Raw genomic sequence first — 22,116 nt, 5'->3', positions numbered from 1 at the left:
GTCATATCACGCGTTCTTTCTCGGTCTGGAAACAATTCCGTGTCAACGCGTCAGGCATTGCTGCCGCCGTGCTCTCGGAACAGGCTGTCCAGCAGGAGCTTGTCGTGCCGCTCGCCGGGCGCCAGCCGTTTGATCACCAGCAGGCACGGCACCCCGAATTCGCCACCGGGGAACGATCGGGTCCTGGTCGCGCTCACGCACACGGACCAGGCGGGAGCCTCGCCTCGTGGCAGCTCCTCGCCGGTCTCGGCATCGAAGACGCGGCTGGTGCCGGTCAGCAGGACACCGGCGCCGAGCTTGGCACCCCGTCGCACGCGGGCGCCCTCGACCACGATGGAACGGGACCCGACGAACGCGTCCTCCTCCACCACGACCGGCGCGGCCCCCGCCGGTTCGAGCACTCCGCCGAGGCCGACACCGCCGGACAGGTGCACGTTCGCCGCCACCTGGGCGCAGGAGCCGACCGTCGCCCAGGTGTCGACCAGGGTGCCGGCCCCGACGTGCGCGCCGATGTTCACGAACGACGGCATCAGCACCGCGCCGGGCGCGATGTGGCTGCCGTACCTGGCGATCGCACCGGGCACCACCCGGACGCCGGGAAAGGCCGACTTCAGCGGCAACCGGTCGTGCTGGTGGAACGGCCCGACCTTGCTCTCGCGCATCGCGAACAGCTTGAACGACAACAGGATCGCCCGGCGGGCCCGTTCGTCCACGACGACCTCGTCGCTGCCGGAGTCGACCCACGAGACCCTGGCCCCGCCGCAGTCCAGCAGGGCCAGCGCCGAGGACACGATCGGCAGCGCCTCGCGGTCACCGGCCGTGAGGTCGGCGCGGACCTGCCACAGCTCGTCGATGGCCGGGGGAATCGGGCTCGTCGTGGTCATCGTGACGAGTAGCCGAGCAACTCGGGGTGGTGCAGCGCGATGAGGTCGGGGAAGGCCCGCAGCATGCCGCGCAGCACGTTGGCGCCATAGCTGTTGGTCAACGGGTTGTCCGGATCGTGCACGACACCGCCCGCGTCACGGACGGCACGCGTCGGCAGCGGCAGCATCGTCGCGTCCAGCCGGGGGTTGTAGAAGAACGGAACGGAGTGGCGGTCCACCCCCGCCGGCGGGCTGACCACCCGGTGCGTGGTGGCGCGGAGGTACCCGCGGGTCGCGACCTCCAGCAGCTCACCGAGGTTGACCACGAACGCACCCGGAACCGGCGGGACGTCGATGAACTCGCCCTCGGTGAGCGAAACCTGCAGGCCGCCGTGGTGGTCCTGCAGGAGCAGGGTGAGCAGGCCGTAGTCCTTGTGCACGCCGATGCCCTGGTCTTCGTCCGGTCGCTCGGCCCGGCGGCCCGGGTAGTGCAGCAGCTTCAGGTGCACCTGCGGATCGGGCGACACGATCGGGTCCAGGAAGTCCTCCGGCGCGTCGAGGGCGGCCAGGATGAGCCGGAGCAGCCGGTGGGAGACCGCGGTCAGCGCGTCCATCGCGGCGGTGATCGCGGGCCGGAGTTCCGGCATCGCGGCCGGCCACTGGTTCGGGCCGACCAGCCACAGGTACGGCGCGGCGTCCGGATCGGCCGGGCTGGGATCGCGCTCCGGCCCGATGTCGAGCTGGCGCCGCTGGTCGGGTGCGCCCTTGGTGAGTTCGCGCCCCACCTCGGAGTAGCCGCGCAGGTGCGGCGACTTGAGGATGCTGAGTTCGGCGAGATCGCTCTCCGGCAGGGCGAAGAACGACTGGGTCAGCCGCAGGATTTCGGCACCGTTGTCGATTCCGTGCCCGACGAGCTGGAAGAAACCGATGTCGTGCACGGCGGCCCGCAGCTCGGCGAGGAAGTCCGCGCGGGTCGACGGCCCCCGGTCCGCGTCCCGCAGATCGAGGACGGGAAGGACGTTGGACATATGTTTTCCCTTCACTGAATGCACATCGACGCCCTGGTCCGGCCGGACGGCCGGGTGGACAACAGCTTCAAGCGCGATGCGATGACACTCCGGTCGTGCACCGCGGAAATCCGTACGTGTCCTCGCCCGGCCGGTCCGTAGGCATCGCCCTGCGCCAGCACGATCCCGGCGTGCACGGCCGCTTCCCGCGCGAACGTCGCCGCGTCACCACCGGGCACGGCCAGCCACAGGAACAAGCCGCCCTCCGGTGCGGTGCACCGCAGGCCGTTCGCGTTGCACTCCTCGACCAGCGCCTCGATCCGTGCCGCGTTGCGCGCCCGCTGCTCTTCGGCATGCCGGTCGTCGTCGAGCAGCAGCGCGGCGCCGGCCTGTGCGGTTTCGGCGGCGATGAGCCCGGCCTGACGCCGGAGCCCGGTCAGCTCGTCGACCAGCCGGGGGTCACCGGCATAGGTGCCGACCCGAAGTCCCGGCGCGTTGGACCTCTTGGACAGGCTGTGCACCGCGAGCACCCCGTCCAGGCCGCTGGACAAGACGGTGCGGGGCTCGTGCAGCCAGGTCGTGTCCGCGTACGCCTCGTCCGAAAGCACGACCACACCCCGGGCCCGCCCCCACTCGGCGATCGCCGCGAGGGGTTCGACGACTCCGGTCGGGTTCGCCGGGCTGTTCACCCACAGGCAGAGCGCCCTGTCCACGACCTCCGGCGGGAGCAGGTCCAGCCGCATCCGGAAGCCGTCGTCGACGGGTACTCGGTGCGACCGCAGCCCGGCGAGGCCGGCACCCATTTCGTAGGGCGGATAGCCGAGGGTCGGGATCAGCACGGTGTCACGCGGGCGTCCGGTGGCGGCCCGCGTCCGGCTCAGGAACAGCGGTGCGGTGGCGATGAACTCCTTGGCGCCGGCGCAGGCGGCGATCGAGGAGGTGGGCACGGTGACCCCGAACCGGCGCAGCAGATACCCCGCGGCCGCCGTCAGCAGCCGCGGGGTCCCCCTGCTGGGCGGGTAACGAGCCGGTTCCCGGTGCCGGCCACTCGCGGGAGCCGGTGCCGGTTCCGGATCGGCCGCCACCCCGAGCGAGAGGTCCAGCGGTACATGGCCGTGCTCGGCCGCCAGTGCCAGCAGTTGCTCCCGGTGCCACAACTGCCCGGCCTTCACGCCGCGCCCACCGACAGCTCACTCGGGGACAGGCGCAGCGGCGGGAAGTCCAGGGTGGCGAAGTAGTCGCTCTCGGCTTCCGCCCGGCGAATCCGCTCCACGCTGCCGTCCGCACGGAGCAGCAGTTCCTGCGGGCGCAGCCGTCCGTTGTAGTTGAACCCCATGGACAGGGCATGTGCCCCGGTGTCGTGGATGAGCACCAGGTCGCCCTCCGCCGTCGCGGGAATCTCCCGCTGCTGGGCGAACTTGTCGTTGTTCTCGCACAGCGAGCCGACCACGTCCACGATCTCGTGCGGCCGTCCCGCACCGCCGGGAACGGTGACGTGGTGATAGGCGGCGTACATCCCTGGCCGCATCAGCGCGCTCATGCCGGCGTCGACGCCGACGTACTCCCGCCCTTTGCTCATCCTGTTCAGCACGCGGGTGACCAGCACGCCGTGCGGCCCGGTGACGTAGCGGCCGCTTTCGAACAGCACCGTGGGGCGCGGCAGGCCGTGGCGCCGGGCCCACGACGACAACTTGTCCCCGATGGCCATGCCCAGCCCGGCCAGGTCGAAGACCGGCTCGTCCGGCCGGTAGGGGATGCCGATTCCGCCGCCGAGATTCACGAACTCGACGGTGATGCCCGACGACTCGTGCAGCCGAGCCGCCTGCTCCAGCAGAAGGTCGAGGCTGCGCAGGAAGGGTTGTCCGGACAGGAATCCCGAACCGAGCATCATGTGCAGGCCGAAGTGCCGCACACCGTGTCGCCGTGCGCGGGCGCACACCCCGATCAGCTGGTCGGCCGGGACACCGAACTTGGCCGAATCGGGGTTGCCGAGGTAGGACTCGCCGACAAGGGAACCCGCTATCCCGGGGTGCACCCGGAAGCACAGGGTGTCGGGCACGTCGCCGATCGCCACCAGCTTGTCGAACACCGTCACGTCGTCCACGTTGATCAACGCCCCGAGTGCCAGTGCGGCCGCGAGTTCGGCGCTGCTGGTGTTGTTCGAAGTGAAGCAGATGTCGTGGCCAACGGCCCCCGCCTTGGCGGCCAGTGCCAGTTCCGGCAGCGAACTGCAGTCGAAGCCCAGCCCGCGTTCGGCGAGCAATCGCAGCGGGATCGGATTGGGCAGTGCTTTGACCGCGAAGTGCTCCCGGTACGGGGTTCCTTCGAAGGCCGTATCGAACGCCGCGCAGGTTTCGCCGATACCTTGCTCGTCGTAGATGTGGAAAGGCGTCCCGAAACGCTCGACGGCCGGTTGCAGCACCGCATCCAGGCGCAGCGCGAAGTCTTCGCTCATCGGCATGATGTGTTTCCCTGCACTCAAGAAGTGGGTTCGAGGTTCGCGGTGATCACCGCGCGGGTCCGCCTTCCCGACAGGGGGCGGTCGTAGTGGAACAGGTCGGTGCTGATTTCGGTGAAGCCCCCCGCGAGGGCCTCGTCCCGCAAGTAGCCGGGGGACAGCCAGTGGAATCCGGGGACTCCGGGCGCGGCCTGTGCCGGATGCGTGCCCGCGGGGCTGTCGTTGGAGGCGATGAAGGTGCCGCCGCCGGGCCCATCGGCCAGCCAGGAGCGGATTCGCCGGAACACCGGCGCCAGACCGCGGTCGGCATCGTAGAGGTGACCGAGCAGGCCATCGGCGTAGATCACGGGCCAGGTGCCGTCGGGAGTCCACGCCATCACGTCCGCGCACACCGCGTCCACGTCCTTGGACCTGGCCAGGTCGACCGCTTCCTGGATCGCGTCGACCGCGAGCACCCGGTAGCCGTCCTGCACGATGCAGCGCTCCAGCGTCGCGTTGCCGCTGCCAAGGCTGAGCAGCCGGTCGGTCTCGTTGTCCTTGATCGCGGCCACCAGTTTTTCGTGCATCCAGTCCCGGTAGGCGGCCGAGTAGGTGGACGGTGTGACGGAGTCCCCACGCGCTTCACCTCGTTCCCAGATCTGGAACAGGCTCGACTCGCCGCTACTGCGCGGAAGGTAGAAGCCCTCCAGGGTGGAGAAGGTCGCGTTCACTTGGTCATCCCTTCTGCCGGCACGGCCCGGTATCGGTGCCTCGTCGCGCTGCGAACGCAAGACTCACCACCGGCCCGAGCGGTCGGGAGAATGCGCGAGCGTCATGAGCTGGGTCCGTTCCGGACCGTTCGACTCGAAAACTCCGCGGAACACGGCCGAGGTCATCTGGGCGCCGGTGCGAATGCCGCGCATGGTCATGCACAGGTGCTCTCCTCGGCCGATCACGGCGACGTCCGGCGAACCGGTTATCGTGGAGATCTCGGTGGCCACGTCCGAAACCAGCCGTTCCTGCACCTGCAGTTTGTGCGCGTGTTTGTGCGCGATCCGGGCGAATTTGGACAAGCCGAGCAGGCTGTCGCCGCAGCGGTACGCGATGCTCAGAGTGCAGTTGAACGGCAAGAGGTGGTGCTCGCACAGCGACCAGACCCGGATATCCGACACGAATACCAGCTGGCTTTCGTTGACCGTCTCGAACAAGGTCTCGATGCCACCGGCGTCGTACTGGGAGAACTCGCGCCACCACTGCGCATAACGGCGCGGTGTGTCGACGAGTCCCGCGCGGTCGGGGTCCTCGCCGATCGCGATGAGCAGGTCCCGCGCGATTTCTTCCAAAGATCCCGGCCGGCGCTCTTCCTTGGCCAGGTGATTCTCGGCCTGCTCCGGATCCAGAGTGACAGCCATTTCATACTCCTCGCTTGTCGCCCCAGGCCAGTACATGCAACCGGGTCGTGAGATTCCAGCCACGGCGCACCGTTTCGGCTGCGATCATTCGTAGGTTCCCGACGACTTCATGCTCGTTCCTTCCTTCGGGCATGATCCAGACAGGTTCGAATCCGATCCGGTTCTGCAGTTCGGCGACGTCGGCCAGGTCTTCGGTCGACCGGCAGACGAACTTGAACGCCACGCCGTTCGTGCCCTGCAGTTTGCGCAGTGCCGCCGGCTTGATTCTGCGGTGCTCCGGATCTCCGGAATGGGCCAATTTGGGGGACACGTTGAACCGCACCGCGAGTTCGACTATTTCGTCGGACGGGACGACGGTGCCGTTCGTCTCGATCTCGACCGACACGCCGTGGTCCAGCAGCGCGCGCAACAGCGGGAGAAGCCGCTCCTGCTGGGTCATCGGCTCGCCGCCGCTGACTACCACGAGCGGAACCTGCATCGCGAGCAGCTCACCCAGGATCTCTTCGACCGGGCGCCCGACCAGCTCCTTCCGCGGGTCGTGGGCCACACCGGTATCGCTGACGCCCTTCCAGTCCCAGGTGTAGGGCGTGTCGCACCAGCTGCACGACAGGTTGCAGCCGCCGAGCCGCAGGAACCCGCAGCGCCTGCCGGCGGCCGGCCCCTCACCTTGCACGGTGGGACCGAAGATCTCGTTGACGACGATCAACGGCTGGTTCCGTCTGTCCTCTTCGGCAAGGACCGTCGGCCGGCTCAAGGCCGGTACTCCGCCCAGGTCTTCGGTGTTTCGGAAACCCGCACCGCGGAGATCTCGGCGAAGCGCGCCGACCACAGGTCGAAAATCCAGACGGCAAGATTTTCCGCCGACGGATTGCGGTCGGGAACCACGTCGTTGAGATGACGGTGGTCGAGTTCGGCGTCCAGCCACTTCTTGAAATCCGCCAGCTCGCCGTAGTCGCGCACGAAGCCGGCCTCGTTGAGGTCGTCCGGCGACGACGCGGACAACTCCAGCTGGACGACGTAATTGTGCCCGTGCAGGCGCGCGCACTGATGGTCGTCGGGCAGGTGTTCCAGCCGGTGGCTGGCCGAGAACTGGAAGTCCTTGGTGATACGTAGCATTACTGCGAAGCCTCCGCGTAGACAGTGGGGTCTTTGACTCCTGCTTTGATGAAGGCGGTGCGGCGGTCATGGCAGGTCGCGCAGGTGCCGCACTGCGTCTCGCCGCCCCGGAAGCAGCTCCAGGTATCGCGCCAGCGAACTCCGAGCGATTCGCCGAGAAGGATCACCTCGGACTTTTGCAGGCCGATCAGTGGTGTCACCAATGTGACCTGCAGCGGTGCGAATTCCGCGGTGACCAACCGCTCCATCGCATTGAAGGCGGCGAAGAACTCCGCGGTGCAATCCCCGGTCCGCGAATCACCCGCTATCGAACCGATGGCCACCTCATCCGCTCGCACGCAGACCGCGACCGCGAAGGCGACCGTCAGCAGGATGGCGTTCCGGTTGGGCACCACATGATCCGTGCCGAGGATCGCGGGATCGTAGTCCGGCACGTCGACCCGGCGATCGGTCAGCGAATTCCCCGGCAGCAGGCCGCCGACCTCCCTGATGTCGAGCACATCGAGCGAGGCACCCAGCCGGTCGGCGGTGATGCGCGCGAAGACGTGCTCATTGCGATGCCGCTGCCCGTAGTCGATGGCCAGCAGGTGTAGTTCGTGCTCTTTTTGTGCCAATTGATGGGCAAGTACCGTCGACTCGACTCCACCGGAGAACAACAAAACCGACTTCGGCATTTCCACGCCCATTCGTGAATGAGAGATATAGCCCTAGGTCCAGGCAGTCCTCGACCGGATTTGCGCGCCGGCCGGATAGGTGGACGTCGATTCGGCAGTTACTTTTAGCTGCGCTCTAAGGAACCGCACGCCCCTCCCGAAAGCGCGTCAGGTTCACCTGATCGTGTACCGGAAGCTTTTTATCAGGCTACTACCGGTAGCACGCAAGACATCCCCGCAAACGAGATGGAACTAGCCTGGATGGCACAGTCTGGAACACCATGGGACAACGCAGGACGAAAAGATACGACTGGTTTACGCAACCTGGTGGCGGTGGCATAACTCGGGCACGGCGATCCCGGTCGCCGCGGCAGGTTGGTGCGGTGGATCTTCGCCTATTTGTCGGAGGGAAGGCTTCCGGCTGAGCTGTTCACCTCGTCCCGCAGGGCCAGCTTCCGCCAGGCATCCCGCCAGACCTGCAGCTGGTCTTCAGCCACGTCCGGCGGGATCTCCGCTTCTCGCAGGCAAGCCGACACGAAGTGATCGACAAAGCGCATTCGTGGCAGTGCGGGCAGGGTTCGTCCGCGCAGTATGCGAGAGATGGTGCTCGGCGGAATCGCGACGACAACGGCTCCGGTCGAGGAGGTCGTGTGCCCGCCAAGCCGGCTCAACCGCCGGATCGAAGGCCGGCCGACCCACACGCGGAGCACGTTCAACCGCCGTACGTACTCCTGGGCGTCCGCTGCGCCGACGGGATCCGGAATGTCCGCACCCGACTGATGCGCGAGCTCTTCCTCGTGCTTGTTTTCTGGCATTATCCTTCCCAACTGCTTTTCGCAGGAAAGCGAGACAACCAGGTTTCAGCGGCCGGCCCTCACGAATCGGGAAGGTGTCCGGAGTGAACCGGGCGGCCGGCCAGGCGCTTCATTCCAGTGGCGGGCTCCCGCCACGACAGCCAGCATGCCACAACGGTCCGCGGTTCTCGGGTCGTGCCGACCTGATCGGCGGCGTGCCGGGCATGCCCTACTCCTCGTTCAGCGGCTGAGCTGGTGACCTGAGGTGGCGCGACAAACTCTGGTTAGAGGGTATAACTAGAAGCCGTGATTGTCAATAGCAAAAGTGATAGGGGGTAACTCCTGTCCGCTTTTGTCCTGTTGACCGGGGAAGAAGGGCTGGTCACGGACCATCACTCTTCCCGGCGGTGATCAAGTTAGTGGGGCGCGGCAGGCAGTTGCATCGGCTGAAAGGGCAGGTCGAGGTCGGAGAATTGTCCTTTCGGTTCACAACCTGACCGTGTGCTAGGGCAACTCGGCCTCGGAGGCGAACTCGACCTCGGGGTATCGCGCGGACGGCCGGTCCACCGCTCCGGTCACCGCGAGCCGGCGCTTCCAGCCGGTCAGTTGCGGCCAGTTGCGGTCCCAGGACTCTTCAGCGTCTTCCGCGCCGAGCCGTGACAGCCCGGTTGCCGGTGGGTCCGTTGGCCGTACCGCTGGGGAAGACCTTTGCGCGCATCGCGGGTCGGGCGTCTTGAATTGGCTATTGATTGGTTTCGGAGCCTTGGTGTTGCTGCCAGGTGGTCCGGGCTCGCCGCACGGGAGGGCGGCCCGTCCGGAGAGATAGCGCCGCGGCGACAAAAGGCCTGCACTTTTCCCTCTTTCGTGTTTGGCCTCTGGCGGTTTTTGTCGGGGTTTGGCGGTATTATGGAGGTACATTCAAACTACGGGGGTTCGCATGTTGTATGTTGATTTCAGTATGTTACCGCCGGATTGGTTGGCGTCGATGAATGCGGCGTCGATTGAGCGGCTCGATGTGTCGCAGGCGGTGGGAGTGGTGATCTCGGCTCGGCGGGCGATCTGTCGTATGCAGGCGGTGCAGGCCCGCGCGATCGCGCAGGTCAGCCGGGCCCGTGGTGGTGCGCGGTGGGTGGCGGATGAGTTGGCGCCGGAGTTGCGGTTGTCCCGTGAAACGACCGCGACCCGGGTAGCCTTGGCGAAAGCGCTGGTGTCCCGGATGCCGTGTTTGCTGGCGGCGATGACCGAGGGCGAGTTGGATATCGAGAAGGCCCGTCAAGCCTTTGATGGGGTGGCGGTGTTGTCGGACGATTTAGCCCGCCAGGCCGACGAAATCCTGGCCGATCGCATCGGCGAAAAGAATCCCAGCAACTGGCGGAAAACGGTAACGCGCGTGGTGGCGAGTCTCGATCCCGAGGGTCAACGCGCCCGCGCGGAGGCCCGCCGTAAGCAGCGCCGGGTCGAATTGCACCACGAGCCCGACGCGATGGCCTCACTCTGGGCCTACCTCCCGGTCGAAATCGCGACCGCCGTGTATGCCCGCATCGACATGCTGGCCCGCAAACTCCGGGTCGGCGATGAAACCCGCACGATGGACCAACTTCGAGCCGATGTGCTCGCGGAGTTGCTGCTCGGCAAAGGCTGGGAAGGCTTGGCCGCTCAGGTGTTCATCCACATCCCGCTCGACACCGCCCTCGGTATCCGTGATGACGGGTGCGAGCTGGTCGGTCATGGCCCGATCCCGGGTGAGATCGGGCGCCAGCTCATGAACCAGCCCGGTTCGGTGTGGCGGAAAGTCCTGACCGATCCGGTATCGGGCACTGTCCGGGATATCGGCCGCACCCGCTACCGCCCACCAGCCGACCTCGCCGAACTGGTCCGAGTGCGTGACCGCACCTGCCGGGCACCGGGCTGCAACCGGCCCGCGCAACGCTGCGACGCCGACCACTGCACCGCATGGTCGCAAAACGGGGACACCTGCGAACACAACCTCTGCTGCCTGTGCCGCCACCACCACGGCTTGAAAGACGAGCCCGGCTGGACTTTCGAGTTCGATCCCGACACGGCCGATTTAACGGTCACCACTCCGACCGGACGCAGCTACTCGACCAGACCGGAGCCGCTGCTCGATCCGCCACCACCGAAGATCACCAACGGGCCACCACCCTTCTAGTCGCCTTGCGGGCGACGCGAGGCACTCACCCCGCCAGCCCACGCCCAGCCCGGGTAACCACTCCCCTCGTGGTGGTCCCGCAGCTTGTGGTCGGCATTGCCTGCGGGTGGAAGTTCGCACACCCGAGTGGTCGACTCGCCGAGCGCCAACGCGGGACTCGCCGGCCGGTGTGGCTAGCACTCTGTCCCGCGGCGCCGGCCGGAAAACGGTCACTCGCGTGGTGGCCAGCCTCACTGTGGGCGTATCTTCCGGTCGAGATCGCGACCGCGGTGTATGCCCGGATCGACATGCTGGCCCGGAAGCTTCGGGTCGGCGATGAAACCCGCACGATGGATCCCGCTCGATACCGCCCTCGGTATCCGCGATGACGGCTGCTAGCTGGTCGGTCATGGCCCGATCCCGGGTGAGATCGGGCGTCAGATCATGAACCAGCCCGGTTCGATGTGGCGGAAGTGTTGACCGATCTGGTGTCAGGCACTGTCCGGGATGTCGGCCGCACCCGCTACCGTCCGCCGGCCGATCTCGCCGAACTGGTTCGAATCCGCGACCGCACCTGCCGAGCGCCGCGCTGCAACCGGCCCGCGCAGCACTGCGACGCGGAACCACTGCACCGCGTGGTCGGACAACGGGGCTGGACCTTCGAGGTCGACCCCGAAACGGCCGATCTCACGGTCACCACTCACATACACCACCAGACCCGAACCACTGCTCGATCCGCCACCACCACCGAAGATCACCAACGGGCCACCACCCTTCTAGTCGCCTTGCCGGCGACGCGAGGCCGGCTAGGGCTAAGGGGAGACTCCCGCCAACCGGGCCAGTGCGGTGGCGCTCGGGCTGCCCGGTTCCGCGGTGTACAGCACCAGTCGCAGGTCGGTGCCGGGCAGCAGCAGGGTTTGGCAGTCCAGCTCCAGCTCGCCCAGCTCGGGGTGGTGCAGGTGCTTGCGCAGCGTCGGTATGGGGCGTACGTCGTGGTCGCGCCAGCCGGCGGCGAAGTCCGGGCTGTGCGCGGCGAGCTCGTTGACCAGCTCGCCGAGGGCGCGGTCGCCAGGGTGGCGGACGCCGGCCGCGCGCAGCTGGGCGGCGAACTGCCGGGCGAACTCGCCCTCCGCGCCCGCCGGTGCCGAGCAGAGGGTGCCGCCCCGCCGGATGGACAGCCGCACGGTGTTGCGCTCCTCGGCGGGCAGCAGCCCGAAATCGGTGATCAACGCGGCCGACGCGCCGTTCCAGGCCACGATGTCCTGCCGCTCGTCGACCAGGTAGGCGGGTATCGGCCCGAGCCGGTCCAGCAGCCGGCGGGCGTCGGCGGGCACCGGCTCCCGATCGGTGCCCGTGCCGGGCGGGACCTGCCCCGCCAGCCGCGCCAGGTGCTCGCGTTCCGCGGCGGTGAGCCGCAGCGCGGTGCCCAGTGCGGCCAGCACTTCCGGGGAGGGACGGGGTGCGCGGGCCTGCTCCAGTCGTTCGTAGTAGCTGACCGACACCCCGGCCGACGCGGCCACCTCTTCGCGGCGCAGCCCGGGAGTGCGCCTGGCGCGCCGGCCCGGCGGGTGGGTGACGCTGGCCGGCACCTGATCCGGACGCAGTGCTTCCCGCCTGCGGCGCAGAAAGTCGGCGAGATCACCTCTGCTCACACCACCCATGGTGGCACGAGGCGCCTGGCTTAGCCACGGACTGGCAGTCCGGGGCTCAGCTGTCCGTTCCCCGGCTGCGGGCCGGCGTCCAATCTGGACTGGTCACACCCGTTGAACAGTGGAGGACACCGTGCCGAGCACTCCCGAAGAAGCGTTCCGTCGGCTGCTGGAGCTGATGTTGGCCAAGGACACGGACGCCGTCGCCGCCTTGTGGGCGGAAGACGGCACCGCCGAGTTCCCGTTCGCCGTGGGAAACTCGCCGCGCCTGCTGACCGGGCGGGAACAGATCCGCGTCTACCTGGGCCGCCTGCCGGAGCTGATGGACGTGCAAGAGATCCCTGCGGTCACCGTGCACCACACGGAACGGCCGGACACCATTGTCGTCGAGTTCACCGGGACCGGGCGCACGCTGCGCACCGGAGAGCCCTACCGGCTGGACTACATCGCGGTGATCACCGCCCAGGACGGTCTGATCACCCGCTATCGGGACTACTGGAGCCCGCTGGCCACCGCCTCGGCGGCCGGGACGCTGCCCGAGCTGCTCGACTCGCTGCGCTCCGAGGCCGCCCGATGACCGGCGTGCTGGTGACCGGCGGCACCGGGAAGACCGGCGGCGCGCTGGTGGAACTGCTGCGCGGCGAGGGCGTTCCGGTCCGGGTGGCCAGCCGCAACCCGTCCGCCGGTGCCCCGGACGCGGTCCGGTTCGACTGGGGCGACCCGGAAACCCACCCGCCCGCGCTGCGCGGGGTGGATCGGGTCTTCCTGGTGCCCCCGGTGGAGAGCGTGGATCCGATGCCGTTGGTCGGGCCGTTCCTGGCCGAGGCACAACGGCTCGGCGTGCGCCGGGTGGTGCTCCTCGGTTCCGCCATCGTGCTGCCGAACGCGCCCAGCGCGCTGGAAATGGCCGCGCGGGTGCGCGCTCAGCCTGGGTGGGTCGTGCTGCGCGCGTCCGGGTTCATGCAGAACTTCCTGAGCCCGCACCCGATGGGCGAGCGGATCAGGCGGCACGGCGAGATCCGCACCGCCGCCGGCGACGGCCGGCTGGGTTGGATCGACGCGCGGGACATCGCGGCGGCCGCCGCCGCTCTGCTGACCGGGTCCGGCGAGCAGCGCGACTATCTGCTCACCGGGCCGAAGGCGTTGAGCTACCCGGACGCGGCGGCGATCATCACCGCCGGCACCGGACGACCGGTCCGGGTGGTGCCGATCGGGACCGGCGAACAGGCGGCCGGCCTCCGGGCCGCGGGCATACCCGCCGAGTTCGCCGCCGCCCTCGCCAGCGTGGAAGACGGCATCCGGGCCGGCCGGGAAGATCAGGTCAGCACCGCGGTACTGGACCTGACCGGCCGTCCGCCCCGGACCTTCGCCGAATTCGTCAAGGACCACGCGGCCGAATGGGGGAACGTCGATTCGGCCGCGAGCGACCGATGAGTTTCCGGCTCGCCGCTGGTCCATACCGGTAAACGGAAACCGGTACCATCACCGAAGGAGCACCGACCATGTCACTAGCCCGCGTGCACAACTTCTCCATCTCACTCGACGGCTTCGGCACCGGTGAGGGCCAGAGCGATCAGGCACATTTCGGGCACGCCGGGGACCGGCTGCACCAATGGATGTTCGCCACCCGGTGGTGGCAGCCCGGCGGTAGCGGCGGGGTGGACGACGCTTTCGTCCAGCAGCACGATCCGGGGATCGGCGCCGAGATCATGGGGGCAGGGAAGTTCGGTCACCCCGGATGGCACGAGGACCCCGAGTGGAAGGGCGCGTGGGGCCCCAACCCGCCGTTCCACACACCGGTCTTCGTGCTCACCCATCACGCACGCTCGTCGATCGAGATGGAGGGCGGCACGACGTTCCACTTCATCGACGCTTCGCCGGCCGAGGCGCTCGAGACGGCCCGCAAGGCCGCGGGCGGCAAGGACGTACGCATCGGCGGAGGTTCCACCGTGATCCGCGACTTCCTCGCTGCCGGGCTCGTCGACTACCTGCACGCGGTGGTGGTCCCGATCCTGCTCGGTCGGGGCGTGCGCCTCTGGGACGGGCTGGAGGGCCTCGAAAAGGACTACAACGTCGAGGCCACTTCTTCGCCCAGCGGAGTCACGCATGTGACGTTCACCCGCGTCGATGGCTGATCACTCACCGAGCCCGGCGGCCACGGCACGACCCAGGTATCCGCTGACGCCCAGCGCGTCGGCATAACCGAACAGTTCGGCCGGATCCTCGTTCGGACGGGCGAGATAGCGGCGCAGCGCGTCGATGGCGATCGAGCCGCCGAGCTGGTGCCGGAGGCGCAGGGCGTCGACCACCGCGCGGGCGGGGTCGTACACCCGCACCGGTTCGCCGGGCAGCACTTCGACGGTGCTCAGGCCGAGGTCGAAGGTTCGCGCGGCGAACAGCGAGACCCTGGTCGCCGGGCTGGTGATCCGCGGCCGGTTGCGGCCCTCCCGGATCGCGATCCGCACCACGGCGGGCACTTCGGCGGCCAGCCCGTGCAGGGCCAGCGCGGAACCGAGGCAGATCACCGCTTCCGGCGCCCGGTGCGCCACCGCGATCAGGTTCAGGTGTGCGCCTGCCGGGGCGTCCGCCCTGCGGTAGACCCCGCGCGAAAGCCGCACCACCGCCCCGGCATCGCACAACCGGCGCAGGTCACGGCCGCACAGCCGCACCCGTGCGGCCGCGGCGGCGGTGAAGGTCGGGGTCAGCGCGGCGAGCCGCCGTACCGGGTCAGCGCTTCGCACGGCGGAGCACCCAGGTGCGCAAGAGCTGCGTGGCGACCAGGGTCAGCAGCAGGGCGGCGAGCAGCACCGGCCTGTTGAAGCCGCCGGGGCCGGCATAAGGCAGCACTTCCGCGGACCCGGCCGCGCGGGTCTGGTTTCGCGACTCCTGCCGGGCGTCGGCCACGGTCAGCCCGATTTCCGGTACACCGCCGGCGTTGTAGCCGAACGAGATGCCCGCCGGCGGCAGCCCGGCACCTTCTGGCGCCGGCCCGCGGTCCCCGTCCGGGGCAGCGCCATCGGAGGTTCCGGGAGGAACCCCGGCCGCGGGCGGCGGCACCGCGGCGGGCGGGACTTCCGGTTCGCCACGGCCGGGCGGGACACCGGGATTCCCAGGCGGGGGCGCATCCGGCGGACCGCCCTCGACCACGATCGAGCAGCTGGCTGCCAGCACCGTCCGCAACGGCGGCGCGACCGCACCGAAGACCGGCGACAGCACCGGGATCTCGGCCAGCCGCAGCAGCACCGCGTCGGCGATGGTGACCCCGGTGATCACCCCGGTGCCCGCCGGCACGACACCGACCGGGATCGGCGGCATGCCGCTCCACACCTCGCGCACCGGCGGTACCAGCACGCCGAGCGGGTCCACCTTGGCCAGCACGTCCAGCACCGGCTGCGCCACCGCCGCCGGATGCAGCAGCACCTCGGCGCCAGGTTCACCACGCACGGTCGACGCGCAGCCGGTGGCGACCAGCGGCTGCGCGGCCGCGGCGGTACCGCTCAACGCGACCACGAGCAGCGCCGAGGCGGCGAACCGTCGCATGTGGACTCTCCCAACCGGCTAGTTCGGACCGGAGCGCAGGACCGAGGAACAGGAGACCGAGGATGCGCCGCCGGGCGCGGTGCTCTGCTGCACGACCACGCCGTCCACCCTGATCGCACAGGAGAGGGGGACCGTCCCGTCGTTCGCGGCCAGCACCTGGACCACGCCGCGCCCGGCGCCGACCTGGAGGTCGAACTCCTCGCGCCACGGCAAGGGCGCACTTTCCGCCCGCGCCGTGGTCGCGACGCCGTCCACCACATACCGGATCTCCGGGGAACTCCCGCCCCCGGTGATCTCGTAGGCGACCCGGTGCCGGCCGCCCGGCGACCGCAGCTGGTCCCCGCCGGCCGCCCTGCCGGAGTCGCCGAGGTACTGCGCCACGGTGACCGCGCCGGTGGTCAGTACCGCGGCACCGAGCAGCCAGGGCAGCCACCAGGTCTTCCTGGCCAGCAGCAGCCCGGGCCTTTCCGGTGGCGCTGTGAAGTCTTTCACCCGCGCTCACTTTCTTGGTGTTCTCTCAGGTGCCGGAGGAATTTTTGTAGGAACCTGGGGTCGCGACATACTCGCACGCTGCCGGCATTCCTGACCAGGTTCCACCGTTTCAGGGTCAGGGTGGGCTGGGGCGGCGCGTTCATATCGCGGAAACAGTCAGTGGTGACGTCAGGGCGCGCGACGTTCGTGCAGTTCAGCGTGCTGTGCAAGCAAGTTGGCCGGTTGGCCCTTGCCTTCGCCGCTGGGCGAGATGGCCGATGCAACCCCTGACGCTCGCAAGTCAAATAGGTGTCAGAAGGTTCTCATCGTATTGTTCTATTTGCGCCGATGGGCCGTCTTGAAGCCGTCGGATAAACTGCAACCTCTACTGGCTGAGTGAATCTCGCTGGAGTCTTGAATATCTCTGTCAATCACCTCTCTAATTGATTTGAATGTGCCGCTTGTTACCCTCGGTTAACAGTGGCGCGTTTTGCCGGAAACGCCTCGTTGCCGTAATTGGCCCACCACGAAGTAAGGAGATTTCATGCCGCGCTGGTTCCGCTCGATCGCGGTAGGGTTGCTGTCCGCCGCCGGAGTCCTGTTCGCCGGGCCGGCCGCCTTCGCGCACGTCTCGGTGTCACCGGAAATCGCCGAACCCGGCAAACGGGTGACGGCGGCATTCCGGGTGCCGAACGAAAGGGACAACACCTCCACGGTCGAGCTGGTCGTCACGATGCCCACCGAGCATCCGGTGTCTTCGGTCTCGCCGAAGGCTCTGCCGGGCTGGCACATCACGGTCGAGAAGCAGCAGCTGGCCAACCCGGTGAGCACCGAACATGGGGAGCTGACCGAGGCGGTCACCTCGGTGCGCTGGTCCGGTGGACAGATACCGCCCGGCCAGTTCCAGGAGTTCCCGGTCGGCTTCTCCACTCCCCACGGCGCGGAGTCCCTGGTGTTCAAGGCGCTGCAGACCTACTCCGACGGCGAGGTGGTGCGCTGGATCGACGCGGCCGAGCCCGGCAGTCCGGAGCCGGCGTACCCCGCGCCGTCCCTGCGGGTCGCGGCGACCGCCACCCCGGTCGTCGAGTCCGATGTGGACACAACGGCCAGGGTGCTCGGCGGTGCCGGGCTGGCGGTCGCGCTGGCCGCCGCCGGCTGGGTGGCGATCCGCCGCACCCGCCCGGCCGGTGCCGGCCGCCGGCAGGGCCGCGCCGCCGAGGAGACCATCCGGCTCTGACCGCGCACCGGGCGCGATGACGGCCCGAATCCGACCGTTCGGCGGCACGTGACAAAACGTTTACCCACGAGGAACGGACATGAATCGGACCACTCGTACAAACCAGGGTTTGAACAGTTTTGGCACCGACGCGCGCAGCCTGTCCGCGGACGCCCTGGAGGCGCTCCGCCGCAGAGCCGTGGCCGCGGTCGAATCGGGAATGTCCCAGGTCGAGGCCGCCCGGCTGTACGGCGTTTCCAGAAAGACGGTGGGGGTGTGGGTCCGTGCCCACCGCCAGGGCGGCGAACAGGCGTTCCGGGCCCGGCGGCGCGGCAGGCATCCCGGCGCGCATCTCGCGCTGGCGGGCTCACAGCAGGCCTGGCTGTTCAAGACGATCCTGAACGGCCCGCCGGACGAGGCCGGGCTGCGCTACCGGGTCTGGACCCGCGCCGCGGTGGCGGAACTGATCAACCGGGAGTTCGGCATCCCGCTCAGCGCGACCACCGTCGGGCAGTACCTGGTCCGCTGGCAGCTCGTGCCGGAGTCCAACATGCTCGACGTGCTGCGCCACGGTCCCGTCCCCGAGCTGCCGGTCCAGCGAAGGACCTCCGAACCGGTGGCCTGCCGGATCTCCGAGCCGGGGGCCGAGGTGCTGTGGGTGGCCTGGACGCGGGTTCGGCCGCCGCTGGAGATCTGCGTGGAGTACCAGCGCGCCGACGTGCTGCTCGCCGTCTCCAACCGGGCCACCCTGTTCTTCCTGGCGAACCGGCACGCCTACGAAGCGGAGCAGATCTTCGGGTTTTCGGCCAGGTTGCGCGATCAGCTCAAGCGAAACATCAAGATAGTGGTCTGCTGGTGGCCGGTGGAGAAGTTCGAACTGCTGCGGACCTGGATGCGTGAAGATCCCTGCGTCACCGTGCTGAACACCGATTCTCCGTTCAAGTGAGAGGTTTCTGCCGCCGTCGGCGGTTGATCGTGGTGAGCAGGCCGTCGACGAGGATGAATCCGACCAGGCTGACGCCGAGCACCGGCAGCAGCCAGCCGAGCGCGGCCGCGGCCGGCAGGGTGAGGAGCAGGGTTCGGCGGGGGAGCTGGCGCCAGGCCGGCGGCGGCAGCGAGGCCCAGCGGGCGCGGTAGGGGCTGCGCACCCACCACATCCGGTAGCCCAGCACGATCAGCACGAGCAGACCCAGCACCAGCGCCGTGACCAGGATCTGGTTGGCAAGGCCGAACAGCGTGCCGGTGTGGAACTCGGTGCCAAGGGTGCTGAGCGCGGCGGCCAGCGAGTAGTCGCCCCAGCCGATTCGCTCGGTCACCTGTGCGGTGTAGGGGTGGATCGCGATGCTGTCCCGCTGGACCGGCAGGCCCGCCGACCGCTCGGCGGCGGTGAACACGCCACCGGGTCCCTGCGGCAAGGTCAGGATCAGCTCGCCGGTGAGTCCTTCGGCCTCGGCCACGGCCAGCGCCCGGTCAAGGCCGATCGGCGCGGCGTTCGGCGGTATCTCGACCGGTGCCGCGACCAGTGCCGGCGCTCGCAGGTGCAGCGGGTCGACCTCCTGATTCGCCCGGCCACCGGCGTACTGGGACATGGCCAGGCCGGTGATTCCGACCAGGAGCAGGCCGAGCGCCAGCCACAGGCCGAGCGGTCCGTGCACGCCGCGCAGCCGGGACCAGCCGCCCTTGGCGCGGGCCGAGGGCACGAGCAGTTCTCTTGTGCGCACCCGTTTCCGGCGGCGGGGCTGGGCGAGCCAGAGCACCAGTCCGCCGACGATGATGAGTGGCAGCCAACTCGCCGCGAGTTCCGCGTACAGCCGTCCGGGCGCACCCAGGTGCAGGTTGCTGTGCAGGTCGCGGAGCCAGGTGTTGGCCGGCATCCGGTTGTCGGCTGTGGTCAGCTCGCCGTTGAGGTAGTTGGTGTACGGGTCCACGAACACGGTCCTGGCCTTGGCGGCGGCACCGATGCCCTCCGCACCGGGTACCGACAGCAGGACCCGGGTGGTGCGGTCCGGTTCGGGCCGGGTGATGACCGACCTCGCCGTCGCTTCCGGGTGCGCGGTGAGCGCCGCGGAGACCTGTTCGGAAACCGGCCGCCGCTCGCCGTTCTGGCTGTCCACGTAGAGCTGCGATGCATACAGGCTGTCGTGGATCTGCGGGCTGAACACGTAGACGAGCCCGGTCAGGCACTGCGCGACGAGGAACGGTGCGACCACGATCCCGGCCAGGAAATGCAGCCGGCGGGCGAGCACCCGCACGGCGCTGCCCCGGCCGGCGGCTGGCCGCTTCGCTTTGACCTGAGGAGCCGGGTCGCGGGACTGCTGGTCGGTGCCGGACGTGGCCAAGACATCTCCTCGGGTGTTCAGGTGACGTCGACGACGCCGTAGCTGGTCTGCTGCTTGCCGTCCGCGGACTGGAAGGTGAGTGCGAGTTCCCATTGACCGGGACCCGGGAGGTGCACCGAGCCGGTCGAATAGCCCTTGCCGACCCGGGTGAGCGGTATCGGTTTCCCGGACTGGTCCGCTGTGCTCAGCACGGCGGTGACCGCGAACTGGTCCGTGGCCGTGGCGAGCCTTCGGTCGAGAACCGAGAGGTGCACTTCGTTCTCGCCGACCTTGGCCGGTACCACGGCCAGATCCAGCCAGCCCCTGCCGTCCTGGCCACCGGTGTCGAACTCCAGCCGCGCGGGCGGCGCCTGGTGCCGGGCCGCGGCATCCGCGACGCGTGCGGGCCGGCTGATCGCCAGCACCGTGGTGACGGCCAGCAGCAGCCCGGCCGCGACGACCCCGGCCACGGCCGGACCCCTCCTGGACCTCCACCAGCGCACGGCCAGGACGGTTACGGCCAGCACCACGACGAGCCCGACCTTCGCGGCCCACAGCCAGCCCGGAAAGGTGGTCACCGCGGCGAAACCACCGACCTGCCGCCAGAACTCGTAGGCACCAGTGACCACGAGCAGCCCCGCGGATACCAGTGCGAGCCGCGAAAACCGAGGTACCTCGGCAAGCTCGCGTTTGCGGCGCGGGATCACGCACAGCATCGCCAGGCCACCGGCCAGCACCGCCATCGTGGTGAGGTGGACGATGTCGACGGCCAGCGAAAGCGGCACCGGCGCGCTGTGCCCGGAAAAACTCCAGGTCGCCACCAGCGCTGCCGCGCAGCCCAGCACCGCGCCACCGCGCAGCCAACGTTCGCCTGTCGTCTTCGCGGGCGCACTGGCGATGAACTGCACCGTGCTGATCCCGGTCAGCACGAGCAGGAGCAGCCGCGCGCGGAAGGTGGCGCCAACGCCGGACTCGAACGTGCCGGAAAGCAGCCCGCCCTTGAAGACGTCGGTCAGCGGTAGCTTGGCCGCATACGGCCCGAACAGCACCAGTGCCCCGAGCGTGCACCCGGCCAGTGCCGCCCACGCGTACTTGACCACCCGGCGCGCGACCTTGGACGAGGCACCGGCCGGCCAGCTCACCGCGACGAAGAACACCGCGCCGACCAGTAGTGCCAACGCGGCGAGCGCGCCGAACTGGGCCACCGCGTACAACACCGTCACCACCGTGCCGGGCTTGGTGGCGAGCTGCGGCGCGTCCTGCACCGAGCTGCGGGACGCGAGGTCGAAGGTGAAGGTCCCGCTGACGGACTCGAGCCGTTCGGTCGGCACGCTCCACGCCACGCTGTAGGTGCCGGCGTACTTCTGCTTCGGGATCGGCACCGAGATCGTGTCCGCGCGGCCGTCCGGGTGGGTGGGCACGCCGGGGTCGATCTCCCGGTGGTACGGGTCGGTCAGGCGCACCGTGGCCAGTCCCGCGGGCACCGGCCGGTCGAAGGTCAGCACCAGCTCGTCCGGTCGCGCGGTCACCCCGGCCCCCGGCGAGGTCGACCTCAGCACCGGGACCTCGGTGGACACCGGCGACGCCACCGCGAGCAGCGTCGCCCAGCAGGCCGCCACCAGCAGTGCGAAAGCGAGTCCGGCGGCCGACGTGCCGGTGCTGGTCTTCGTACCGCGCGGGCGATCCTTGACCAACGTCATGTGCTGACCACCTTCGAGGACTCCGGCGATTCAGCGATTTCCGGGTCCGTTTCCGGTGACCGCGGCCGGATGCGGCGCAGGTGCGCCCGGAGCCCGACGAGGGCGACGGTGAGGGCGGCGAGGATGAGCGCGCCCCACAGGACGGCGACCGTCGGCGGCGCATCGCCGGTGTCCTCGACCACGGTCTGACCCATCGGGTCGGACGCGGACCCGCCCTGGTTCGCGCGCGCGGACGGTGCCGGGGCCCCGGCACCGGCGCCGATGGTGATCGCCGGTGAGCCGGGCGCGGCGTTGGCCCACCGCTCGACGGCGCCGTTGGTGAAGCCCTGGCTGGCTTCGAACACCAGCCTGCCGTCCGCCGGGAGCGGCCCCAAGGTGATCAGGAACTGCTCGAACTGGCCGGGCCCGACCGGTCCGCCGGTCAGCACGATGGAGCCGGCGACCTCGCTGACCGTCTGGTCGCCGACCTGGACCGGCGGCTCCAGCGGGCGGGGGACGACAGTCGCGGTCCAGCCCCTGGCCGGCGCCACTTCGACGAAGGCGATGGGCAGGTCCTGGGGAAAGACGAGTTCGAGCCGGTCGCTCGAGGTGTCCGGCCGCTCGTTGGCCAGCCGGAAGGCGAAGGTCTCCGTGCCGCCGCCTTTCGCGGCACCGGGCACAATGGACACTCGGGCGCCGGCGGGTGCGGCCGTGACCAGCAGGCCGGTCGCGGTCGCGAGCACCGAGGCGAGCAGCACGGTCAGGAAGCGGCGGATGTTCGGATGATGAGCCATGGGAGTCTCCGGGAGAGC

The 22,116-nt window shown here is 69.1% G+C and carries 23 protein-coding genes and 1 pseudogene; 7 read left to right on the top strand and 17 right to left on the bottom strand.

All coding sequences use genetic code 11. The features are described 5' to 3' along the window. Positions 1–50: 50 nt before the first annotated feature. The 10 genes from AMYNI_RS0109625 to AMYNI_RS47145 form a co-directional block, all read right to left on the bottom strand. Positions 51–884: a 2,3,4,5-tetrahydropyridine-2,6-dicarboxylate N-succinyltransferase gene (locus AMYNI_RS0109625; RefSeq protein ID WP_020667798.1), complete on the bottom strand. Its 834-nt coding sequence runs from the start codon at positions 882–884 to the stop codon at positions 51–53. Beyond that, positions 881–1,891: an isopenicillin N synthase family dioxygenase gene (locus AMYNI_RS0109620; protein ID WP_020667797.1), complete on the bottom strand. Its 1,011-nt coding sequence runs from the start codon at positions 1,889–1,891 to the stop codon at positions 881–883. Before AMYNI_RS0109620 ends, AMYNI_RS0109625 begins: the two co-directional genes overlap by 4 nt. An 11-nt stretch (positions 1,892–1,902) precedes the next feature. Continuing rightward, entirely contained in the window at positions 1,903–3,042 is a 1,140-nt protein-coding gene (locus AMYNI_RS0109615; RefSeq protein ID WP_020667796.1) for a pyridoxal phosphate-dependent aminotransferase, read from the bottom strand. After that, positions 3,039–4,331: a diaminopimelate decarboxylase gene (locus tag AMYNI_RS0109610; RefSeq protein ID WP_026360238.1), complete on the bottom strand. Its 1,293-nt coding sequence runs from the start codon at positions 4,329–4,331 to the stop codon at positions 3,039–3,041. Before AMYNI_RS0109610 ends, AMYNI_RS0109615 begins: the two co-directional genes overlap by 4 nt. Positions 4,332–4,348: 17 nt before the next feature. Further along, positions 4,349–5,038 (bottom strand): class I SAM-dependent methyltransferase, encoded by a 690-nt coding sequence (locus AMYNI_RS0109605; RefSeq protein ID WP_020667794.1) that lies wholly within the window; start codon positions 5,036–5,038, stop codon positions 4,349–4,351. Between the two features lie 63 nt (positions 5,039–5,101). Beyond that, positions 5,102–5,719 carry a GTP cyclohydrolase I gene (gene folE / locus AMYNI_RS0109600; RefSeq protein WP_020667793.1) on the bottom strand — a complete coding sequence of 206 codons (618 nt, stop codon included), beginning with the start codon at positions 5,717–5,719 and terminating at the stop codon, positions 5,102–5,104. A gap of 1 nt (position 5,720) precedes the next feature. Beyond that, entirely contained in the window at positions 5,721–6,473 is a 753-nt protein-coding gene (locus tag AMYNI_RS0109595; RefSeq protein WP_063713763.1) for a 7-carboxy-7-deazaguanine synthase QueE, read from the bottom strand. Beyond that, entirely contained in the window at positions 6,470–6,835 is a 366-nt protein-coding gene (queD, locus tag AMYNI_RS0109590) for a 6-carboxytetrahydropterin synthase QueD (protein ID WP_020667791.1), read from the bottom strand. Before queD ends, AMYNI_RS0109595 begins: the two co-directional genes overlap by 4 nt. Continuing rightward, positions 6,835–7,521, bottom strand: coding sequence for a 7-cyano-7-deazaguanine synthase (locus tag AMYNI_RS0109585; protein WP_211225479.1), 687 nt, complete (start codon positions 7,519–7,521; stop codon positions 6,835–6,837). Before AMYNI_RS0109585 ends, queD begins: the two co-directional genes overlap by 1 nt. Positions 7,522–7,883: 362 nt before the next feature. Next, positions 7,884–8,303 (bottom strand): hypothetical protein, encoded by a 420-nt coding sequence (locus tag AMYNI_RS47145; RefSeq protein ID WP_020667789.1) that lies wholly within the window; start codon positions 8,301–8,303, stop codon positions 7,884–7,886. Positions 8,304–9,219: 916 nt separating this feature from the next. Here AMYNI_RS47145 and AMYNI_RS48045 point away from each other — a divergent pair. Both AMYNI_RS48045 and AMYNI_RS50060 read left to right on the top strand, forming a co-directional pair. Then, complete coding sequence (locus AMYNI_RS48045) at positions 9,220–10,452, top strand: HNH endonuclease signature motif containing protein (protein ID WP_084628337.1); 1,233 nt, start codon at positions 9,220–9,222, stop codon at positions 10,450–10,452. Between the two features lie 227 nt (positions 10,453–10,679). Beyond that, positions 10,680–11,211, top strand: a pseudogene (locus tag AMYNI_RS50060) (hypothetical protein); the annotation flags it as partial. 32 nt (positions 11,212–11,243) lie between these two features. On the opposite strand, the gene AMYNI_RS0109565 reads toward AMYNI_RS50060, so the two are convergent. Next, a complete protein-coding gene (locus tag AMYNI_RS0109565; RefSeq protein ID WP_026360235.1) occupies positions 11,244–12,083 on the bottom strand; it encodes a helix-turn-helix transcriptional regulator in 840 nt (279 codons plus the stop codon). Between the two features lie 130 nt (positions 12,084–12,213). On the opposite strand from AMYNI_RS0109565, the gene AMYNI_RS0109560 reads away from it, so the two are divergent. From AMYNI_RS0109560 to AMYNI_RS0109550, 3 genes are all read left to right on the top strand, one after another. Continuing rightward, complete coding sequence (locus AMYNI_RS0109560; protein WP_211225478.1) at positions 12,214–12,657, top strand: nuclear transport factor 2 family protein; 444 nt, start codon at positions 12,214–12,216, stop codon at positions 12,655–12,657. Continuing rightward, complete coding sequence (locus AMYNI_RS0109555; RefSeq protein WP_020667784.1) at positions 12,654–13,514, top strand: NAD(P)H-binding protein; 861 nt, start codon at positions 12,654–12,656, stop codon at positions 13,512–13,514. Before AMYNI_RS0109560 ends, AMYNI_RS0109555 begins: the two co-directional genes overlap by 4 nt. A gap of 68 nt (positions 13,515–13,582) precedes the next feature. Then, positions 13,583–14,215, top strand: coding sequence for a dihydrofolate reductase family protein (locus tag AMYNI_RS0109550; RefSeq protein ID WP_026360234.1), 633 nt, complete (start codon positions 13,583–13,585; stop codon positions 14,213–14,215). Here the strand turns inward: AMYNI_RS0109550 and AMYNI_RS0109545 are convergent, their stop codons facing one another. From AMYNI_RS0109545 to AMYNI_RS0109535, 3 genes are read right to left on the bottom strand one after another with little or no spacing between them, the layout of a single operon-like run. Then, positions 14,216–14,821 (bottom strand): type IV toxin-antitoxin system AbiEi family antitoxin domain-containing protein, encoded by a 606-nt coding sequence (locus AMYNI_RS0109545; RefSeq protein WP_020667782.1) that lies wholly within the window; start codon positions 14,819–14,821, stop codon positions 14,216–14,218. It lies immediately after the preceding gene. Continuing rightward, entirely contained in the window at positions 14,808–15,620 is an 813-nt protein-coding gene (locus AMYNI_RS0109540) for a hypothetical protein (protein WP_020667781.1), read from the bottom strand. The genes AMYNI_RS0109545 and AMYNI_RS0109540 overlap by 14 nt, the downstream gene beginning before the upstream one ends. Positions 15,621–15,638: 18 nt before the next feature. Continuing rightward, entirely contained in the window at positions 15,639–16,112 is a 474-nt protein-coding gene (locus AMYNI_RS0109535) for an MmpS family transport accessory protein (RefSeq protein ID WP_020667780.1), read from the bottom strand. 523 nt (positions 16,113–16,635) lie between these two features. Here AMYNI_RS0109535 and AMYNI_RS0109530 point away from each other — a divergent pair. Both AMYNI_RS0109530 and AMYNI_RS0109525 read left to right on the top strand, forming a co-directional pair. Beyond that, positions 16,636–17,328 (top strand): YcnI family copper-binding membrane protein, encoded by a 693-nt coding sequence (locus AMYNI_RS0109530; RefSeq protein WP_020667779.1) that lies wholly within the window; start codon positions 16,636–16,638, stop codon positions 17,326–17,328. 109 nt (positions 17,329–17,437) lie between these two features. Then, on the top strand, positions 17,438–18,253 hold the full coding sequence (locus AMYNI_RS0109525) for a helix-turn-helix domain-containing protein (RefSeq protein WP_020667778.1): 816 nt from the start codon (positions 17,438–17,440) through the stop codon (positions 18,251–18,253). On the opposite strand, the gene AMYNI_RS0109520 is transcribed toward AMYNI_RS0109525, so the two are convergent. From AMYNI_RS0109520 to AMYNI_RS0109510, 3 genes are read right to left on the bottom strand one after another with little or no spacing between them, the layout of a single operon-like run. Continuing rightward, on the bottom strand, positions 18,246–19,646 hold the full coding sequence (locus tag AMYNI_RS0109520) for a PepSY-associated TM helix domain-containing protein (protein ID WP_020667777.1): 1,401 nt from the start codon (positions 19,644–19,646) through the stop codon (positions 18,246–18,248). The two genes, AMYNI_RS0109525 and AMYNI_RS0109520, sit on opposite strands and share 8 nt — an antisense overlap. Positions 19,647–19,663: 17 nt before the next feature. Next, entirely contained in the window at positions 19,664–21,325 is a 1,662-nt protein-coding gene (locus tag AMYNI_RS0109515) for a copper resistance CopC/CopD family protein (RefSeq protein WP_020667776.1), read from the bottom strand. After that, entirely contained in the window at positions 21,322–22,098 is a 777-nt protein-coding gene (locus AMYNI_RS0109510; protein WP_020667775.1) for a DUF1775 domain-containing protein, read from the bottom strand. Before AMYNI_RS0109510 ends, AMYNI_RS0109515 begins: the two co-directional genes overlap by 4 nt. Between the last annotated feature and the right edge of the window lie 18 nt (positions 22,099–22,116).

This window comes from Amycolatopsis nigrescens CSC17Ta-90, from assembly GCF_000384315.1.
Taxonomy (GTDB): Bacteria; Actinomycetota; Actinomycetes; order Mycobacteriales; family Pseudonocardiaceae; genus Amycolatopsis; species Amycolatopsis nigrescens.
Note: the sequence above shows the minus strand (reverse complement) of the source record. Positions and strands in the feature narration are given on the sequence as shown.

What these genes read in the sequence shown, in the direction of transcription:
- AMYNI_RS0109625 (WP_020667798.1), bottom strand. Translation starts at nt 884, where the DNA reads ATGACCACGACGAGCCCGATTCCCCCGGCCATCGACGAGCTGTGGCAG.
- AMYNI_RS0109620 (WP_020667797.1), bottom strand. Translation starts at nt 1,891, where the DNA reads ATGTCCAACGTCCTTCCCGTCCTCGATCTGCGGGACGCGGACCGGGGG.
- AMYNI_RS0109610 (WP_026360238.1), bottom strand. Translation starts at nt 4,331, where the DNA reads ATGCCGATGAGCGAAGACTTCGCGCTGCGCCTGGATGCGGTGCTGCAA.
- folE (WP_020667793.1), bottom strand. Translation starts at nt 5,719, where the DNA reads ATGGCTGTCACTCTGGATCCGGAGCAGGCCGAGAATCACCTGGCCAAG.
- queD (WP_020667791.1), bottom strand. Translation starts at nt 6,835, where the DNA reads ATGCTACGTATCACCAAGGACTTCCAGTTCTCGGCCAGCCACCGGCTG.
- AMYNI_RS0109585 (WP_211225479.1), bottom strand. Translation starts at nt 7,521, where the DNA reads ATGGGCGTGGAAATGCCGAAGTCGGTTTTGTTGTTCTCCGGTGGAGTC.
- AMYNI_RS47145 (WP_020667789.1), bottom strand. Translation starts at nt 8,303, where the DNA reads ATGCCAGAAAACAAGCACGAGGAAGAGCTCGCGCATCAGTCGGGTGCG.
- AMYNI_RS48045 (WP_084628337.1), top strand. Translation starts at nt 9,220, where the DNA reads ATGTTGTATGTTGATTTCAGTATGTTACCGCCGGATTGGTTGGCGTCG.
- AMYNI_RS0109555 (WP_020667784.1), top strand. Translation starts at nt 12,654, where the DNA reads ATGACCGGCGTGCTGGTGACCGGCGGCACCGGGAAGACCGGCGGCGCG.
- AMYNI_RS0109550 (WP_026360234.1), top strand. Translation starts at nt 13,583, where the DNA reads ATGTCACTAGCCCGCGTGCACAACTTCTCCATCTCACTCGACGGCTTC.
- AMYNI_RS0109540 (WP_020667781.1), bottom strand. Translation starts at nt 15,620, where the DNA reads ATGCGACGGTTCGCCGCCTCGGCGCTGCTCGTGGTCGCGTTGAGCGGT.
- AMYNI_RS0109530 (WP_020667779.1), top strand. Translation starts at nt 16,636, where the DNA reads ATGCCGCGCTGGTTCCGCTCGATCGCGGTAGGGTTGCTGTCCGCCGCC.
- AMYNI_RS0109515 (WP_020667776.1), bottom strand. Translation starts at nt 21,325, where the DNA reads ATGACGTTGGTCAAGGATCGCCCGCGCGGTACGAAGACCAGCACCGGC.
- AMYNI_RS0109510 (WP_020667775.1), bottom strand. Translation starts at nt 22,098, where the DNA reads ATGGCTCATCATCCGAACATCCGCCGCTTCCTGACCGTGCTGCTCGCC.